This is a genomic window from Allosalinactinospora lopnorensis, from assembly GCF_000981225.1.
Classification (GTDB): domain Bacteria; phylum Actinomycetota; class Actinomycetes; order Streptosporangiales; family Streptosporangiaceae; genus Allosalinactinospora; species Allosalinactinospora lopnorensis.
In genome coordinates, this window is sequence record NZ_LAJC01000004.1 from 73741 (window position 1) to 90935 (window position 17195).

Sequence of the window (17195 nt, forward strand, 5' to 3'; positions counted from 1 at the left end):
CCTTCCTGGTACTGGTCGGTGGTGGCGTGCCCGGCCCGGAGCGGTCGGGCGGGTTCAGAAGAGGGTGCGCACGACGTCGACGACGTTGTCGTCGCTGTCGAGCACCGGGATCAGCGTCCATTTGTCGAAGACGGTGCACGGGTGGGACAGGCCGAGCTCGACGATGTCGCCGGTCTCGAGCACCCCGGGTTCGGTGTCGCAGAAGGCGTGGTGGTCGTTGAGCTCGACGACGCGCACCCGCCCGTCGAGCGGCTCGCCGGCGCCGCCGCCCGCCCGCCGGAGGCTCCGGGCGACGGGCAGGTCGATGTCGAAGGAGACGTCGCGCTTGCCCACGCCGAGCAGCGCCCGCCCCGGCTCGGGGCACGACACCACCCGGGCGAAGCACGAGAGCGCGGGCCGCAGCGGGTCCGGGTCGGCCTCGGAGCGCAGCGGCGAGCTGCGCTCGTAGGACAGGTCATCGTGGGTCAGGTAGCACCCCGACCGGATGATGCGCCGCGTCGGGCGCGACAGCTCGGGCATGGCGGCCAAAGCCTCGGCGGCCAGGTCGGGGTAGCCGCTGCCGCCCGCGGTCACCAGCACCTCGTCGGAGCCGGCGAACAGGCCCTCGGCGTCGGCCCGGACAGCGAGGGAGGTGAGCCGGCCGAGCCAGTCGCGGGCCGCCTCCTCCGCATCGCCGTCGCGCCGCTGCGGCAGCACCCCCTCGTAGCCTTCGATCCCGGCCAGCCGCAACCGGCCGCTGCGTGCCACCCGCGCGGCGAGGGCGAGCGCGTCGCCGGTGTCGCGGACACCCGTGCGCCGGCCCGGGACGCCGAGCTCCACCAGTACCGGGAGCGGGCGGGAAGGCGAGTCCAGGTGCCGCTCCATCAGCTCGACCCCGGCCGTGGAGTCGACCAGGCACACCGGATCGAAGCCGGGCTCGGCGAGGGCGTCGGCCAGCCAGGCGAGCTGCCGGGGCTCGACGACCTCGTTGGCGATGAGGACGCGGGGCACGCCGAACCGGTGCATCACCCTGGCCTGGGCCGCGGTGGCCGCGGTGAGCCCCCAGGCTTCGCGCTGCAGTTGGGCCGCCCACAGGTGGGGCGACATCGTGGTCTTGCCGTGGGGTGCGAGCTGCACCCCGTGCCCGGCGCACCAGCGGGCGAACCGGTCGAGGTTGTGCAGGACGGCGTCCTCGCGCAGCACTACCGCCGGCAGCCACAGGTCGGACAGCCCCCAGCCGGCGGTCCGCGCCCCGGCCGCGGTGATGGGGCTGATGGGCAGTGAGCGCGCCTCGACCGGCTCGGAGTCGAGGGCGGTGAGCCGGTCGGCGGGCAGGCCCCTCCCGGCGAGTCGGGACGGGAGTGCGGTGGTGTCGGTCATGCGGACGCTCCGGGTCGCGGGAAGGGTTCGTCGAAATCCTCGGGGCGGGTCAGGCGCGGGGCCGCCGCGGCGCGTGTCCGCTCCTGCCGGTCCGCCTCGGCGCCGCCCTGCGCGGGGCTGAGCGGCACCCATGGGGGCGGCGGTTCCGCCGCGCACGGCGGCAGCGGCCGGCCGGCGACGTAGGTGGCGGTGTTGGCCAGCTTCAGTGGGGCCTCGCGGACTCCGCCGTGCACGTCGACGACCGGGAAGCGGCCCTCCTCGACGGCGAACACCGCGATGTCGGCGGGGCTGCCGGGAGCCAGGCCGCCCGCGTCGAGGCCGAGGACACGGGCGGGACGGGTCGTGGCGGCCTCGATCGCCTCGTAGAGCCCCCAACCGGCGGCGAGCATCTTGACCAGCACCGTCGGCAGGTCGAACGCGGGGCCGTGCACCGACCGGGCGTGCAGGTCGGTGGAGACGACCGGCCGGACGCCCGAGGCCAGCTCGGCCTCAAGCACGTCGAAGGCGAACGCGCCGGAGCCGTGGCCGATGTCGAAGACCACTCCGTTGTCGTGGGCCTTGCGGGCGGCGCTGCTGAGCTTGCCGTCCTCCACCAGGTCGGCAGGGCATCCGGAGGCGCAGTGGGTGAGGATGTCCCCTTCGGCGAGGAGGGGGGCGATGTCGGCGATCGTCGGGGGCCCGTAGCCGACGTGCACCATCAGCGGTCGTTCGATCCGCCGGGCGAGGGCGACCGCCCGGCGCAGCGGCTCGATCCCGTTCGGTCCGACCGTGCGGGAGTCGATACGCGCCTTCACCCCGCACACCAGGTCGCCGTGGCGGGCCGCCACCGCGGCGGCGGTGTCGACGTCGAGGTGGTCGAGCACGCGGTGCTCCCCGGTCTCCGCGACCAGGCCGAGACCGGACACGTTGATCAGCGCGCGGACGCGCACCCGCGAGCGGTCGGCGATGAACCTGCGCAGCCCGTCCATGCCGTAGGCGCCGGCGGAGCCGGCGTCCACCCACGTGGTCACCCCGGTCCGCCAGGCCACCGGATCGGGGTCCAGGCCCCAGTAGGTGGCGCCCGTCCACACGTGGGTGTGCAGGTCCACCAGACCGGGGGTCACCAGGCGGCCGCGGGCGTCGGCGACCTCGGCGGCCGCCTCCGCCGGCAGTCCGGGCCGCACCTCGGCGATCCTTCCCGCGCGCACGGCTATGTCGGCCGTGCCGTCGTGCCCGGTAGCGGGGTCGATCACCCGGCCGCCGCGCACCAGCAGGTCCCACATGCCGACCAGCCTCCCATCGAGGACCGGCGCCGCCGGCGCCGACCGATAATGCTGCGTATTACGCAGCAGCGTTGCGTGTGTGTAAGCAAAGTTAGTAGCATCGCAGAACATGACAGGTCAAGACCCATGTGCCGAGGGTCGCTCCGGGAGGCCACAGGTGCACGCGGCGAACGGTCCGGCCACCGAGGCGGTGTGCGTCGGCGAGACGATGGCGCTGCTGATCCCCGACCCCCCGGCGCCCCCTGACCAGGCGGCGGTGTTCCGCCGGGACATCGGGGGCGCCGAGTCCAACGTCGCCGTGCACATGGCGCGGGCCGGGCGCCGAGTGGCCTGGCACAGCGCGGTCGGCGACGACGGCTTCGGCCGGCACCTGCGCGAGAGGCTGGCCGCCGAGGGCGTCGACTGCACGGTCCGGGTGGACCCGCACCGGCCCACGGGGCTGTATCTCAAGGAGCTCCGCCCCGAGGGCACCCGCGTGCGCTACTACCGCCAGGGGTCGGCGGCCTCCGCGCTGGAGCGGACCGACGCCGAGGAGGTGTGGAAGCGGCGGCCGCGGCTGGTCCACACCACCGGCATCACCGCCGGACTGTCCGACTCCAGCCGCGGCCTGGTCGAGGAGCTCCTCTCCGGCCGCCCGGGTGCGCTGCGCAGCTTCGACGTCAACTACCGGCCCGCTCTGCACGGTGAAAGCAGCACCGAACTCCTGCGCGAACTGGCGCGGCGGTCCGACGTCGTTTTCTGCGGGCTCGACGAGGCCCAGGCGCTGTGGGGCGTCCACACCGTCGACGACGTGCGCAGGCTGCTGGCCGGCCCCGACCTCGTCGTCGTCAAGCAGGGAGCGCACGGCGCCACCGCCTTCCGCGGCGACCGCTCCTGGCACCAGCCGGCCCCGCAGACCCGGGTGGTCGAGGCCGTGGGGGCGGGCGACGCGTTCGCCGCCGGAGTGCTGGACCGGTTGCTCGACGACGCGCCCATCGACCAGTGCCTTGTGGAAGGATCACGGTTGGCCGGCGCTGCGCTGCGGGTACGCGGCGACATCCCGCCCGTCGGCGAGTCCGGAGCCGCGGGCCCGGGCAGTGCCGGGCGCGGGGCGCAAGGCTGACCGCCGCCGCGCGGACAACGCGCGCCGAACGAAAGGAGGGTCCCGTGTCAGGCAGCGTCGAGCGCGCCCTTCACATCATCGTCGAGCTGTCCGGCGGTCCGGCCACCATCAGTGAGCTGGGCCGGCGCCTTGATGTGCACCGCACGACGTCGCTGCGGCTGCTGCGCACGCTCGAAGAGGAGCGGTTCGTGCGGCGCATGGAGGACGGAAGGTACCGGCTGGGGCCGCGCATGACCACCCTCGCCCATGCCGCCCTGGAGGGGATCGACGTCCGGACCGCGGCCGCCGGCCACCTCCGCGCGCTCGGCGACAAGTGCGGCCACACGATCCACCTGGCGGCCATCGAGGACCGCGGCGTCGTCTATCTCGACAAGGTGGAGTCGCGCCACGTCATCCGCATGTACTCGCATGTCGGCGCCACCGCCCCCGTGCACGCGACCGCGGTCGGAAAGGCGATGCTCGCGCACCTGCCCTCCCGCGAGCGCGACCGCCTGCTCGGCGAGCCGCCGTACCTCCGCTGCACGCCCAACACCCGCACCACCCGGGAGGACCTCGACGCCGACCTCGCGCGCACAGCGGCCCAAGGGTGGGCGCTCGACGACGTCGAACACGAGGACTTCATCCACTGCGTCGCCGCCCCGATCTTCGACGCGGCCGGGCGGGTCGCCGCGGCGGTGTCGATCTCCGTCCCGCACATGGTGCTGGACCGCGAAGGGCTTCTCGCCCTCGTCCCCGACCTGCGGGCCACGGCCGACGCCATCAGCGAGGAACTCGGCCGGGAGCGCGCCTGACCCGCCTCCCCCGCCCGTGAGTCCGGGGCGGTCCGCACGCCCCGGACGGTCCGCACCGCGGGGCCGGGCCGCCGCTTCCCCGCAGGAAAGAGCGCATTCCCGGTGGCGGGGAGTCCCGCACCGTTGCCGGGAGCCGCTGCCTTCCGGCGCGCGGAGAGGCCGGTTCGAGGAGGTCTCCGGTGCCGGCCGACCGCGCCGTTCAGGGTCCTGACACGCGGAAACAGCGCCCCTCCGCCCCGTCAGTCCCTACTAATTCTCTTGACCCCCTGGTCACCGACGTCAAAGCCCCATACCATCTGGTTGGTATGTGAAGCATGTCTCACCCTGCCCATCCCCCGTTCCCTTCCCGCGACCGACCACATCGCGGCCGAGGAAGGAGCCTGGTTGACGACCACCACTTCTGACCCCCTCCTCGCAGCGGAGGGCATCACCGTCCGCTTCGGCGGGCTCGTCGCCCTCAACGACGTTCACCTCGCCGTACCGCCCCGCGCGTCGTCGGCCTCATCGGCCCCAACGGCGCGGGAAAGACCACCCTGTTCAACGTGCTCTCCGGCCTGATCACCCCGGAACACGGCTCCATCACGGTCAAAGGCCGGCGGCTCAACGGCCACCGCCCCCACCACCTCGCCGGGCTCGGTATCAGCCGGACCCTGCAGGGACTCAACCTGTTCCCGGGGATGACCGTTCTGGAAAACGTCACCGTCGGCGCCGACCCGCTCTCCAGATCCGGGATGCTCTCGATGCTCACCGGCCTGGGTCCGTGCGAACGCGACGAACGGGAACTGCGGCAGCGCGCCATGGCGATGCTGGACGAACTCGGTGTCGCCGACGTCGCCTCCGCCCTTCCGGAGACGCTGTCCTTCGGCCTGCAGAAACGCGTGGCGCTGGCCCGTGCGCTCATCAGCGAGCCCGATCTGGTCATGCTGGACGAACCCGCCAGCGGCCTCGCCGCCCAGGAGGTCACCGAGTTGGCCGACCGCATACGCGGCCTGCGCACGCGCGCGTCGGTCATGCTCGTCGAACACCACATGGACCTCGTCATGGAGGTCTGCGACCACATCGTGGTACTCGACTTCGGTGAGGTCATCTCCTCCGGGCCCCCTGATGCGGTCCGCGACGATCCCGCCGTCACCCGGGCCTACCTGGGCGATTCGGTCGGGGAGGAGAGCGATGACTGAGCAGGCACTACTGCGAGTCGAGGACCTGGTGGTCGGCTACGGCGCCGCCCGGGCACTGGACGGGGTCTCCCTGCGCGTCCCAGAAGGCAGCATCTGCGCCGTCCTGGGAGCCAACGGCGCCGGCAAGACAACGCTGCTGCGCACCATAAGCGGCTCAAACGCCCCGAGTCCGGACGGATCCGGATCGACACCACCGAACTCACCCGCACCGCCGCGGAGAACGTCATCCGCATGGGCGTCGCCCACGTGCCCGAGGGCGGCGGCGCCATCGTCGAACTCACGGTGGAGGAGAACCTGCGGCTCGGCGGGCTCTGGCGCGCCGACCGCGCCGACCGCGCGGCGGCGCTGAACGAGATCTACGACCTCTTCCCGGCACTGCGCCAACGGCGCACCCAGGCCGCCAGCAGCCTCTCGGGCGGTGAGCGCCAAATGCTGGCCATCGGCCGCGCGCTCATGGCCCGCCCCCGCGTCCTTCTGCTGGACGAACCCTCCCTGGGCTTGGCCCCGCGCATCACGCGCCAGCTGATGGGGCTGATCCAGGAGCTGCGCGCCGAGACCGGCCTGACCGTCCTGCTGGTGGAGCAGAACGCGACGAGCGCCCTGTCCATCGCCGACCACGGTTTCGTCCTCTCCCAGGGGGCGGTCGCCCTCTCCGACGCCGCCGATCGTCTGCTCAGCGACGACCAGGTGCGCCACGCCTACCTCGGCTTCTAGAAAGAGGCACGCGAACGTGGACTACTTCCTGAACCTTACGCTGCACGGGATATCCAACGGCGCCGTGTACGCGGCGCTGGCCCTCTCGCTGATCATCATCTACCAGGCCACCCGAGTGGTGAACTTCGCCCAGCCGGCGCTGGCGCTCATCGCCGCCTACGTCGCCTTCACTGTCACCCAGGCCACCGGAAGCTACTGGCTCGGCTTCGGCGCCGCGCTGCTGACTGGCCTTCTCATGGGGGCGCTCACCGAGCGGCTGCTGATCCGCCCGGTCCACGACACCTCTCGGCTCAGCGCGATCATCATCACCCTCGGCCTGCTGCTCCTCCTCCAAGGCGTCGCCGGATGATCTGGAGCAACGAACCGCACTCCTTCCCCTACCCGATGGACTACCGCGGCCGGTTCTCCCTCTCCGACGTCTTCGCGGTCACCGCGGTCGGCGCCGCGGCCCTGCTGCTGCTCGCCCTCTACCGGTGGACCCCCCTGGGGCTGCGGATGCGCGCCGCCGCCGCGCACCCCGAGATGGCGCGGATGCTGGGTGTGCGGGTCGGCCTGATGCTCACCCTGGGGTGGGGCCTCGCCTCGGTCATCGGAGCGCTCGCCGGGATGCTCGCGGCTCCCCCGTTCATCTACCCCAACGTCTTGGACTCGGTGTTCGTCTACGGGCTCGCCGCCGCCGTCGTGGGCGGGCTCGACAACCCATTCGGCGCGATCCTCGGCGGATTCCTCCTGGGGCTCTCCCTGTCGTACGTCTCCGGCTACGCGGGCCCGGAGCTGATGACCCTCGCGGCCCTCGCGATCCTCGTCCTGGTACTCAGTGTCCGCCCCGACGGCCTGTTCACCCGGCCAACGGCACGGAAGGTCTAGCATGACCCGGCTCTCGCAGCGCTCATCCCGCTCCCCCGCCCAGGACGGAGGGGCCGCGGCCCGCCCCGGCGGACCGCGCGGCCTCGGCGCCGTCGTCGCCCGCTGGAACGCCCTGCCGATGCTGGCACGGCACGGGGCGGCGGCACTGGCCGCCTTCCTCGGGATCGTCCTGCTGACCTCGGCCACCGACTCCCTGGCAGACCTGCGCATCGCCAGTGTCGGCTTCTCCATGCTCGCGGTGGCCGGGCTCGGGCTGCTCGTCGGAATGAGCGGCCAGATCTCGCTGGGCCATGGGGCGTTCATGTTCATCGGCGCCTACACCATGGCGCTCCTCGTCATCCACCAGCCCGCATTTCCGCTCTGGTTCAACCTCCTCCTCTCCATCGCGGTGAGCTGCGTCGCCGGTGTGCTCGTCGGCGCCGCCACCGCACGGCTGCACGGCCCCTACCTGGCGGGGGCCACCCTCGCCCTGGCCGTGGGACTTCCGGCGCTCGCCCTGCGCTTCCCCGAGTTCCTCGGCGGCAGCAACGGGCTCTCCTTCACCACCCGCGGGGCTCCGCCGGGACTCGCCGAACTCGTCCCCGCCACCCGCTGGCAGGCGTGGGGGGTCTGGCTGGCCGTCCTGCTCGCCCTGGTCGTGCTGGCCAACATCGGCAACGGCCGGCTCGGCCGGCGGATGCGCGCCATCCGCGACGACGAGACGGCCGCGGCGCTGGCCGGGCTGCGGGTAGGCCGCATCAAAGTGCTCGCGTTCGTGATCAGCGCGGGCTGCGGAGGGCTCGCAGGCGCCCTGCAGGCCTACCTCCTCGGCACCGCCACACCCAGCACGTTCGGGGTCGCGCTGTCGCTGACCCTACTCGCGGTGCTGGTCCTCGGCGGCCTCGGCAGCCTCTGGGGCGCGCTGTGGGGAGCGCTGGCCCTGGTCTACATCGAGGTGTGGGGGGACGAACTCGCCCACGCCCTGGCCCTGGACACCGACGTCGCCAACAACCTACCGATCGTGCTCTACGGCGTGCTCCTCATCGCCATCGTCCTCATCTGGCCGGGTGGTATCCACGGCGCGCTGCGCCACCTGGGCTCCCGGCTCCGGCCGCGCTCGTGACCCCCACGCAGTGCGGCGACCGCACCCGCCCCTCACAACCGAAAGCGAGAACCCGACGATGAACACACGCAGCCCGGTCCTCGCCGCGGCGCTCGCGGCCACACTGCTGTTGAGCTCCTGCGCCGGCGCCGGTGAGGTCGACGACGCCGCCGACGCCGACCTCGACGTCGCCCCCGGTGTCACCGACGACAGCGTCCTCATCGGAACGCACCAACCACTCACCGGTCCCGCCGCGCCCGGGTACAGCCAGATCTCGGCCGGCGCCGGAGCCGTCTTCGACTACATCAACGACAACGGCGGCATCCACGGCCGCGAGATCGTCTACCACGTCGAGGACGACGCCTACGACCCCACCAACACAGTGGAGGTCACCCAGGACCTCGTCCACCGCGAGGAGATCTTCGCGATGGTCGGCGGCCTGGGGACACCGACCCACTCCAAGGTCGTCGACTTCCTGAACCGCGAGGGAGTTCCCGACCTGTTCGTCTCCTCCGGCGCGCTGATGTGGAACCAGCCCGATGAGTACCCGCTGACGTACGGCTACCAGGTCGACTACACCCGCGAGGCCAAGATCCAGGGCGAGTACATCAAGGAGAACTTCCCCGACGCCGATGTCGGCTACCTGCACCAGGCCGACGACGTCGGCTCCGACTCCCAGGCCGGCCTCGACCAGTACCTGAAGGACCAGGTCGTGACGGTCGAGGCCTACGAGTCCGGCCAGGACGACATCGGTGCGCAGGTCGAGGCGCTCGACGACGCCGGCGCCGAGCTCGTCGTCTGCTCCTGCGTCCCCTCCTACGTCGCGATGATGATCCTGGAGGCCCAGCGGATCGACTTCGACCCGCAGTTCGTCGTCAGCAGCATCGGCGGCGACACGATCACCCTCTCCGGGCTGCTGGAGGAGTTCACCAAGGACACCGATGCCGAGGGGGTCCCCGCCGACGCCCTCCTCGACGACCTGATCACGACCGGTTACCTCCCCCAGGTCGAGCAGGAGGAGGACCCCTGGATCGAGCTGTTCACCGAGATCCACGGCGAGTACATCGAGGACGTGGTCTTCTCCAACACCACCATCTACGGCATGGCCCAGGCGGCGAAGTTCGCCCAGGTCCTGGAGGCCGCCGGGCAGGACCTGACCCGGCAGACCCTCATCGACGCGCTCGGCGAGAACGAGTTCAGCGGTCCCGGGCTCGTTCCGTTCAGTACCGCGGACGACGACCACGCCGGCTTCATCGGGGCCTACATCTCCCGGTTCCAGACCGGAGAGGAGCCCGAGATCCTGCAGGAGGTCCGGGTGACCGACAACGGCGACGGGCCGATCGAGGAGTTCGAACTCGACCGCCCCGGTCCCGACGAGGTCGCCCCCTTCGCCGGCCTCGACTGACGCTACGCGCGGTGCCTCCGCGAGCGCCGTGCCCCCGGGAGGCCTCCCGGGGGCACGGCGCTCCCCTTCCGGGTACGCCCCCCCAAGGCTCACACCTCCACGATGACCCGGCACGACCAACCACGCTCGTCGGGCCGAACCGCAGCCCGTGCAGGGTCACGGCCTTGAGGGCTGCACCGATGAACTCGACCCGGTCGAGCGGTGCGAGACGGAAACGAAGCAGCGGCCCGCCGGCCACCTTGTGGCGACCGGGCGGTGCTGTGCGCGGCGGCTCCGCGCCCCGGAGCCTAGACCGCCCCTGACACCAGCGGGACTCGCTGATTCGCCCCGTGGGCCTCAGGAGCGGCGGCCGGTCTCAGACGAGCCCTTGGGCGAGCATCGCGTCGGCCACCCGCTCCAATCCGGCGATGTTGGCACCCGCCACGTAGTCGCCCGGAAAGCCGTAGCGTTCGGCGGTCTCGTGGCAGGACGTGTGGATATCGCGCATGATCTGAGTGAGCCGCTCCTCGGTGTGGTCGAAGCTCCAGGAGTCGCGCTCGGCGTTCTGCCGCATCTCCAGCCCGCTGGTGGCCACTCCGCCCGCGTTGGCGGCCTTCCCCGGGCCGAAGGCCACGCCGGCCTCGCGCAGCACCCGCACCGCGGCGGGGGTGGTGGGCATGTTCGCGCCCTCCGAAACGGCCCTGACCCCGTTGCGGACCAGGGTCCACGCGGCGTCCTCGTCCAGCTCGTTCTGGGTGGCCGAGGGCAGCGCGACGTCGCAGGGGACGTCCCATACCCGGCCGTCGGTCACGTACCTGGCCGAGGCTCCGCGGCGTTCGGCGTAGTCGGCCACCCGGCCGCGCTCGCCCTCCTTGATCTCCTTGAGCAGGTCGAGGTTGATCCCCTTCTCGTCCACGATGTACCCCTGTGAGTCGGAGCAGGTGAGGACGTGCGCACCGAGGGCCTGCGCCTTCTCGATCGTGTAGATGGCGACGTTGCCGGACCCGGAGACCACGACCTGCTGGCCCTGCAGGTCCTCCTTGCGCGCCCGCAGCATCTCCAGGGTGAACAGGACGTTGCCGTAGCCGGTGGCCTCGGTCCGGACCTGGGACCCGCCCCATTCGAGGCCCTTGCCGGTGAGGACCCCGGCCTCCCACCGGTTGGTGAGGCGGCGGTACTGGCCGAACAGGTAGCCGATCTCCCTGCCGCCCACGCCGATGTCGCCGGCGGGGACGTCGGTGTGCTCACCGAGATGGCGGTGGAGCTCGGCCATGAAGGACTGGCAGAACCGCATGACCTCCGAGTCCGAGCGCCCCTTGGGGTCGAAGTCGCTCCCGCCCTTGCCCGCGCCGATGCTCAGGCCGGTGAGGGCGTTCTTGAAGACCTGCTCGAAGCCCAGGAACTTGACGATGCCGAGGTTCACCGACGGGTGGAACCGCAGTCCGCCCTTGTACGGACCCAGTGCACTGTTGAACTCGATCCGGAATCCGCGGTTCACGTGGATCTCACCGGAGTCGTCCTGCCACGGGACCCGGAACATGATCTGGCGCTCCGGCTCGCAGACGCGCTCGACGAGTTTGGTGTCGAGGTACTCCGGGCGCGCTTCGAGCACCGGCGCGAGCGTCTCCAGTACCTCGAACACCGCCTGGTGGAACTCCGTCTCGCCCGGATTGCGCCGCAGGACGTCGGAGTAGATCGAGGCGAGCGCGGGGCTGAGCTTTCCAGGCTCGCGGTACTCCTGCTCTCGGCGTGGTGTTTGACGGGACGGCGACATCAACCAAGTTCCCTTCTCGGGGGGCGACAGCATCTGAGGTACGAAAGGGGAAGGCATTACCTACCGGACGACGAGGGGTGGACTCGTGGACTTGCTGGTAAGTGGCCTTCCGCAGGGCTGCGCCCGCATCACCCTAATACCGGTATACCTCCGGGATCCGGCGTACCCCCGGATCCGCCGCGCGCCTGCCGGCGACCACACCAACCCCACGTTGCGTGAGCCTATCCGGGTTCACCCCGCCGCTGCCCAAGCGCACAGCGTTGTACACATCCGGATTCTTTCGGCACACGGATGTTTTCCCGCCTTTTCCGGTACAGAAACGGCACAGTCGGTGTTCCGGAAGCGGGCGCCCGCGGCGGGCCTACCGGGCGGGCCGGAGCCTGGATACAAGGCGCGCCCCACGGCCGCCCTCTCGGAGCGGCGCCCGCACGGGCGGGGATACCCGGAAGGCCGTCCTGCCGGGCCTCTGCGCCGGTGAGGAGGGGACCGACTCGCCCGGGCCCGGCCTCCGCACAGGGACCCGGAATCCGGGTCCCTTGACTCCTCCGGTAGCGGGTAGATTACCGGCATGCTAACCCCCCAATGGCGAAGTTTCGGTCGAGGTGTTGCACGCACGGCCGCGGTGACGGCGATAGCGGTCACGGTCGGCGGGTTCGGCCTCTCCGCGCAGGCCGCCGCGGCCCCCGCCGGCGCCCCCTCCGGCAGCGAGTTCTCCGCTAGCGACGAGCTCCTGCGGCAGGGCGACTCCGGGCCCGAGGTGCGGGCACTACAGGAACGTTTGGCAGAACTGGACTACTGGCACGGCGGCGCCGACGGCGAGTTCGACGGTCTGACCACCCACGCCGTCGTCGCGCTGCAGAAGGCGGCCGGGATCGACCGCGACGGCCTGGTCGGCCCCGACACCCGCAAGGCCCTTGATGAGGGCGCGCGCCCCGAGATCCAGGGCAAGTACAACAACGCGGTCGAGATCGATCTGGAGCACCAGTTGCTCATCGTCGTTTCGGACGGCGAGCTGGAACAGATCTTCACCACGTCCACCGGATCGGGCGAGACCTACGAGTCCGAGGGCGAGGAGCGCGTGGCCACCACCCCCAAGGGTGAGTTCACGGTGTTCCGCGAGGTGGACGGCTGGGATCACGCCCCGCTGGGCTCGCTGTACCGTCCCAAGTACTTCAACCGCGGTATCGCCGTGCACGGCTACGACTCCGTGCCACCCTACCCCGCCTCGCACGGGTGCACCCGCGTGAGCATCCCCGCGATGGACTGGCTGTGGGAGAACGAAGCACTCGAACAGGGAACCCCTGTCGTGGTGCGCTGACCGCCCCGGACCCCATTCCATGATCCCGAGCCCCACCGTCCCGGTGGGGCTCGGCGTTTTATGGACCGCTGCGGCGTTCGTGGCCGTGCGGGGACCGGGCGTGGTTTGCTGGTGGCGGGGTGGCCCGCCTCCGGCATCGGCGGGGACGGGCCGCCCTCCTCTCAGCGCCGCGGGCCGCACCTGTGGCCGGGCCCCACCGGGGTTCCGCAGTTGGGGCAGTGGGGCCGCGGGTGCGGCATTGCGGCGGCGATGACGCCGGGCATGTGACCTCCTTTGCTGCGCTGCCCGCGGCCGGGGGTGGCCGTGGGCCGTGTGCGCTGCGCATGGCGGCTCCTTGACTTCCTTGGCTCGGCGTCATCGACCACGGGGGAAAGAGGAGCGGGCCGGTTCAGGCGGCCTGGGGGGTGGGCGGTTCCCAGTCGGCCGGGGGCTGCAGCCACAAACCGCCACGGGGTGAGCGCAGGACCAGCTTCCATACCAGCGAGGCCTTGTCCTGGGCGTAGCCCACCACCACGTGCGGGCCCTCGGCCTCATAGGCGCCTGCCTGTTCCGGGTCGCGCCGCCGTACTGTGCCGCCCGCCGGGTAGGCCCGGCGCAGGAAGGCATAGCGCATCAGGCTGTAGCGGGCGAGGTCCTGGCCCTGGGCGTACATCCGGGCGTGCTCGGTCTGGGCGGTGCCGGTCTGCGGCGGGGCGGCCGCATAGACCAGCGACCGGTGGGCGGCGTGGGCCACCCAGACCTGGCGGCCTTCGGCGTCGGCGCCTTTGCGCTCCACGGGTACGCCCACCTCGGCGGCCCAGGCCACCAGCTCGTCGAAGTCCGCGGCCTGGCCGATGTCGGGCGCTGAGGTCGCCTGCGCGGGGCTCACCGGGCCACCGCCGACGCAAGCCGTTCGGTGCCGGACAGCCGGGCGGCGACGGCCCGGCGCTGGCGCGCTGTTTCCCAGATGATGAGCTGTTGCCGCTGGATGCGCCGGCGGCGCTCTTCGACCAGCACATAAGGGCGCACCACGCAGGGCGCCGCATGCCTGGGGCGGTAGTAGCGGGGCCGGGTGGGCGGGCATCCGGGCCGGGTGGCGATACGCTGCACCACGGGGTCCTCACCTGCTTTCTCAGGTCGGGGGCTCAAGGCCCTGCCCGGTGTCCCAGCACTGGTCAGGGCCGCTTTCATTTCGGGTCGGTGCCTCTCCAACGGAAACAGCACCTAGCCGCTGGCCCACCAAGCTGTCACCACAGACAAGAAAATTCCATGAACACAGGTCAGGTGGAGTATTAGCGATCACCTTCGAAGAAGTAGTGGCGAGTAATTGTTTGTTTGTTGTTTTCTGTGTACATGGGACGGAAGCGGAAAGTAGCTCCAGAAGACAACCCGGTCCTGCATGAATTCGGGGCCGAAGTAACGCGCTTGCGCAACCTGACCGATATATCGCAGCGCAGGCTGGCTTCAGCAACCCATGTATCGCCTCAGCAGGTGGGAGCTATCGAGCGAGCAGAGCGCTACCCCGGCAAGGATTTCGCTGAACTGGCCGATAACGTGCTCGGCGGCGATGGTGCGCTGATCGAGCTTTGGCGACGGCTCTACAACGCCTCTTACCCGGCCTGGCTCAGTGAACTGGTCGAGGTCGAACCTCTCGCCACGATGGTCCGGGAATACCATCCGACTCTCGTGCCAGGCTTGTTGCAGACCAAGGACTATGCCTGGGCTACAGTGCGCGCCGGTAATCCCCTAATGCGCGACGAAGAGGTCGAACGACTGGTCGCGGCCCGAATGAATCGACAGAGACTGCTTTCCAAGCCAGACGCCCCGATCACGGTGACCGTCGTGGACGAAACAGTGGTCACGCGCCCTCTGGGTTCTCCAGAGGTCATGCACGCCCAGCTCAGCGCCCTACTCGACAAGATCGACCAACGACGCATCCAACTACAGATCGTCCCCTTCACCACCCGGCAACACCCCGGGCTCACCGGACCTTTCACCGTCCTGTCTTTTCCGGACAAGCCCGACCTTGTGTACGTCGAAGACGTGGTTGGTGGCACAATGGTACAAAAACCCGACCAGGTAAGCCGTATGACGGTGCTCTTCGGCAGCCTGCAAGGAGTAGCACTGTCTCCGGACGAATCAGTGAAGCTACTCAGAGAGACACAGGAGGAGTTCGGTGGAACTCAAGTGGCGTAAATCCAGCTATAGCGGCCAGCATGGCGGGAACTGCGTGGAGGTCGCCGAGGCTCCCCCAACGGTGCTGATCCGCGACACGCAGCATCGCGCCTCCGGACACCTGAGCTTCCCCATCGAGGCGTGGACCGCCTTCCTGCGGAACGTGAAAGCCGACCGCACGTAAGCACCCGCCCAGGCTGCGGCCTCCTCTCCACACGGAGGGGAGATCTTTTCATAGCCACCGTCCCAAAAGAACTATTTCCCGCCGATCTTGACGATTTTGTTCCTTTAGCGCGCATGAAGGAACGAAATCGTCAAGATCGGCGGTGAGGACCCCACAAACCGGACCACGCCGACGACCGCATCCTCTTTGCGCGCCATGAGCGGTGGTGAGGGTGGACGGATCTGGTCACGCAGAGCGCATCGCGGCGGGAGACCGGGGGCCGACAAGCTTGACAAGCGCGGTGCGGGCCCTTGGGCTCCACCGCGTTTTTCCCGTACCCGGCCCCCGGTCGTAGGGCCCCGCCGCGAGGAGCGAACGTGGACAGATCCGGCACACCCGCCCTTCCCCGCGGACCCAAACCCCGCAACGGATGCGTCCCATCATCGGCCAAATCCCATCCCGGCGTGCGCGGGGAGCAGCAGCATCTCGGCATCGACCGAGACGGTCAGGGGGGACCATCCCCGCGTGCGCGGGGAGCAGGGCGGACGGGCCCCCCTTAGGCAGTCCCTCCCGGGACCATCCCCGCGTGCGCGGGGAGCAGTTCGCGCAGGAAGACGGGCGGCTGGAGCAGGCGGGACCATCCCCGCGTGCGCGGGGAGCAGCCAGCGTTGAGGCGCCGTAGCGAAGGTGGTTCGGGACCATCCCCGCGTGCGCGGGGAGCAGCGGTCGGCATCACGCAGGTGCGCCGCCAGGTGGGGACCATCCCCGCGTGCGCGGGGAGCAGTAATCCGGGTGGTCGGAGTAGACGGCGGCCATGGGACCATCCCCGCGTGCGCGGGGAGCAGCTCTACCCAGTTGTCACGGCTGCCGGGGGCCCGGGACCATCCCCGCGTGCGCGGGGAGCAGATTAGGTCTGTGAGGGTTTCCCCTCCCCCCTCGGGACCATCCCCGCGTGCGCGGGGAGCAGCCCTTCCCGGCGCCCTGGTCCTGCAGCATCACGGGACCATCCCCGCGTGCGCGGGGAGCAGTGGGGAGCGGCACCGGGTCACCCCCTCGGCTGGGGACCATCCCCGCGTGCGCGGGGAGCAGCGCAGGAGGCTGGCGTGCCTCCCGGTCCACTGGGGACCATCCCCGCGTGCGCGGGGAGCAGATCGCCGCATGGTTCGCCGACCAACACCCCGAGGGACCATCCCCGCGTGCGCGGGGAGCAGGGTTTCGGGGGGCGGGGGGTTGACCGTGTCCGGGGACCATCCCCGCGTGCGCGGGGAGCAGACCCTCGACGACAACCCCGGCCTACCCGACGGGGGACCATCCCCGCGTGCGCGGGGAGCAGGTCACCGCCATAGCGCAGGACCTCGGCCTGTCGGGACCATCCCCGCGTGCGCGGGGAGCAGGGCGCAAGTCCGCGCGCGAGCGGCTGAAGGTCGGGACCATCCCCGCGTGCGCGGGGAGCAGATTCGTCATCTGGCCCTGTGTCCTCTCTCTTCGGGACCATCCCCGCGTGCGCGGGGAGCAGTGCGCGGGTCAACCCCGAGCTCAGACAGCAGCGGGACCATCCCCGCGTGCGCGGGGAGCAGTCGGCGGGCTCACTGGGGATCGCGAAGTTGACGGGACCATCCCCGCGTGCGCGGGGAGCAGACCCTCGACGACAACCCCGGCCTACCCGACGGGGGACCATCCCCGCGTGCGCGGGGAGCAGCGCTCGATCTCGCGCTGCCGCATGCGCGCCTCGGGACCATCCCCGCGTGCGCGGGGAGCAGCCGCCCCCGCTGCCGCGTTGGCCGCGGGACAGGGGACCATCCCCGCGTGCGCGGGGAGCAGGCGACCGCCTCAGCGATGGTCGCCCCGGGCCGGGGACCATCCCCGCGTGCGCGGGGAGCAGATCGCCGCATGGTTCGCCGACCAACACCCCGAGGGACCATCCCCGCGTGCGCGGGGAGCAGGGTTTCGGGGGGCGGGGGGTTGACCGTGTCCGGGGACCATCCCCGCGTGCGCGGGGAGCAGACTCCGTGACCTGCACTTCTACCCCGGGACCAGGCCCATATTTA

12 protein-coding genes, 3 pseudogenes and 1 CRISPR repeat array are annotated in these 17195 nt (G+C 71.0%); of the genes and pseudogenes, 10 read left to right on the forward strand and 5 right to left on the reverse strand.

From position 1 onward, the window contains the following. Positions 1–54: 54 nt before the first annotated feature. Complete coding sequence (locus VS93_RS02710) at positions 55–1359, reverse strand: alanine racemase (protein ID WP_046468427.1); 1305 nt, start codon at positions 1357–1359, stop codon at positions 55–57. Then, positions 1356–2621, reverse strand: coding sequence for an amidohydrolase/deacetylase family metallohydrolase (locus tag VS93_RS02715; protein WP_046468428.1), 1266 nt, complete (start codon positions 2619–2621; stop codon positions 1356–1358). The genes VS93_RS02710 and VS93_RS02715 overlap by 4 nt, the downstream gene beginning before the upstream one ends. 157 nt (positions 2622–2778) lie before the next feature. Here VS93_RS02715 and VS93_RS02720 point away from each other — a divergent pair, with 157 nt between their 5' ends. The 7 genes and pseudogenes from VS93_RS02720 (at position 2779) to VS93_RS02750 (ending at position 9759) form a co-directional block, all read left to right on the forward strand. Next, positions 2779–3723: a sugar kinase gene (locus tag VS93_RS02720; RefSeq protein WP_269082792.1), complete on the forward strand. Its 945-nt coding sequence runs from the start codon at positions 2779–2781 to the stop codon at positions 3721–3723. A 44-nt stretch (positions 3724–3767) separates the two neighbouring features. Further along, positions 3768–4514, forward strand: coding sequence for an IclR family transcriptional regulator (locus VS93_RS02725; protein WP_046468429.1), 747 nt, complete (start codon positions 3768–3770; stop codon positions 4512–4514). 384 nt (positions 4515–4898) lie between these two features. After that, positions 4899–5692, forward strand: a pseudogene (locus tag VS93_RS02730) (ABC transporter ATP-binding protein). Beyond that, a pseudogene (locus VS93_RS02735) lies at positions 5685–6406 on the forward strand (ABC transporter ATP-binding protein). Before VS93_RS02730 ends, VS93_RS02735 begins: the two co-directional pseudogenes overlap by 8 nt. Before the next feature lie 16 nt (positions 6407–6422). After that, positions 6423–7273, forward strand: a pseudogene (locus tag VS93_RS02740) (branched-chain amino acid ABC transporter permease). A 1-nt stretch (position 7274) separates the two neighbouring features. Next, positions 7275–8375 (forward strand): branched-chain amino acid ABC transporter permease, encoded by a 1101-nt coding sequence (locus VS93_RS02745; protein WP_046468430.1) that lies wholly within the window; start codon positions 7275–7277, stop codon positions 8373–8375. Positions 8376–8433: 58 nt separating this feature from the next. Then, positions 8434–9759: an ABC transporter substrate-binding protein gene (locus VS93_RS02750; RefSeq protein ID WP_046468431.1), complete on the forward strand. Its 1326-nt coding sequence runs from the start codon at positions 8434–8436 to the stop codon at positions 9757–9759. A gap of 355 nt (positions 9760–10114) precedes the next feature. Here VS93_RS02750 and gdhA read toward each other — a convergent pair whose 3' ends face one another. Beyond that, positions 10115–11512, reverse strand: coding sequence for an NADP-specific glutamate dehydrogenase (gene gdhA, locus VS93_RS02755; protein ID WP_052745483.1), 1398 nt, complete (start codon positions 11510–11512; stop codon positions 10115–10117). A gap of 568 nt (positions 11513–12080) precedes the next feature. Between gdhA and VS93_RS02760 the strand changes: the two genes are divergently transcribed. Next, entirely contained in the window at positions 12081–12830 is a 750-nt protein-coding gene (locus VS93_RS02760) for a L,D-transpeptidase family protein (RefSeq protein ID WP_046468432.1), read from the forward strand. A gap of 388 nt (positions 12831–13218) precedes the next feature. Here the strand turns inward: VS93_RS02760 and VS93_RS02765 are convergent, their stop codons facing one another. Both VS93_RS02765 and VS93_RS28840 read right to left on the reverse strand, forming a co-directional pair. Beyond that, on the reverse strand, positions 13219–13698 hold the full coding sequence (locus VS93_RS02765) for a hypothetical protein (protein WP_046468433.1): 480 nt from the start codon (positions 13696–13698) through the stop codon (positions 13219–13221). Further along, positions 13695–13919, reverse strand: a complete 225-nt coding sequence (locus tag VS93_RS28840) for a hypothetical protein (RefSeq protein ID WP_156184651.1) — start codon at positions 13917–13919, stop codon at positions 13695–13697. The genes VS93_RS02765 and VS93_RS28840 overlap by 4 nt, the downstream gene beginning before the upstream one ends. Positions 13920–14162: 243 nt before the next feature. Here VS93_RS28840 and VS93_RS02770 point away from each other — a divergent pair, with 243 nt between their 5' ends. Together VS93_RS02770 and VS93_RS02775 are read left to right on the forward strand one after the other, a co-directional pair. Then, entirely contained in the window at positions 14163–15005 is an 843-nt protein-coding gene (locus VS93_RS02770) for a Scr1 family TA system antitoxin-like transcriptional regulator (RefSeq protein WP_046468467.1), read from the forward strand. Beyond that, positions 14986–15168 carry a DUF397 domain-containing protein gene (locus VS93_RS02775; protein ID WP_046468434.1) on the forward strand — a complete coding sequence of 61 codons (183 nt, stop codon included), beginning with the start codon at positions 14986–14988 and terminating at the stop codon, positions 15166–15168. Before VS93_RS02770 ends, VS93_RS02775 begins: the two co-directional genes overlap by 20 nt. A 429-nt stretch (positions 15169–15597) precedes the next feature. Further along, positions 15598–17151: direct repeats of the CRISPR family, unit length 29 nt; unit sequence GGGACCATCCCCGCGTGCGCGGGGAGCAG. The last annotated feature ends 44 nt before the right edge of the window (positions 17152–17195 follow it).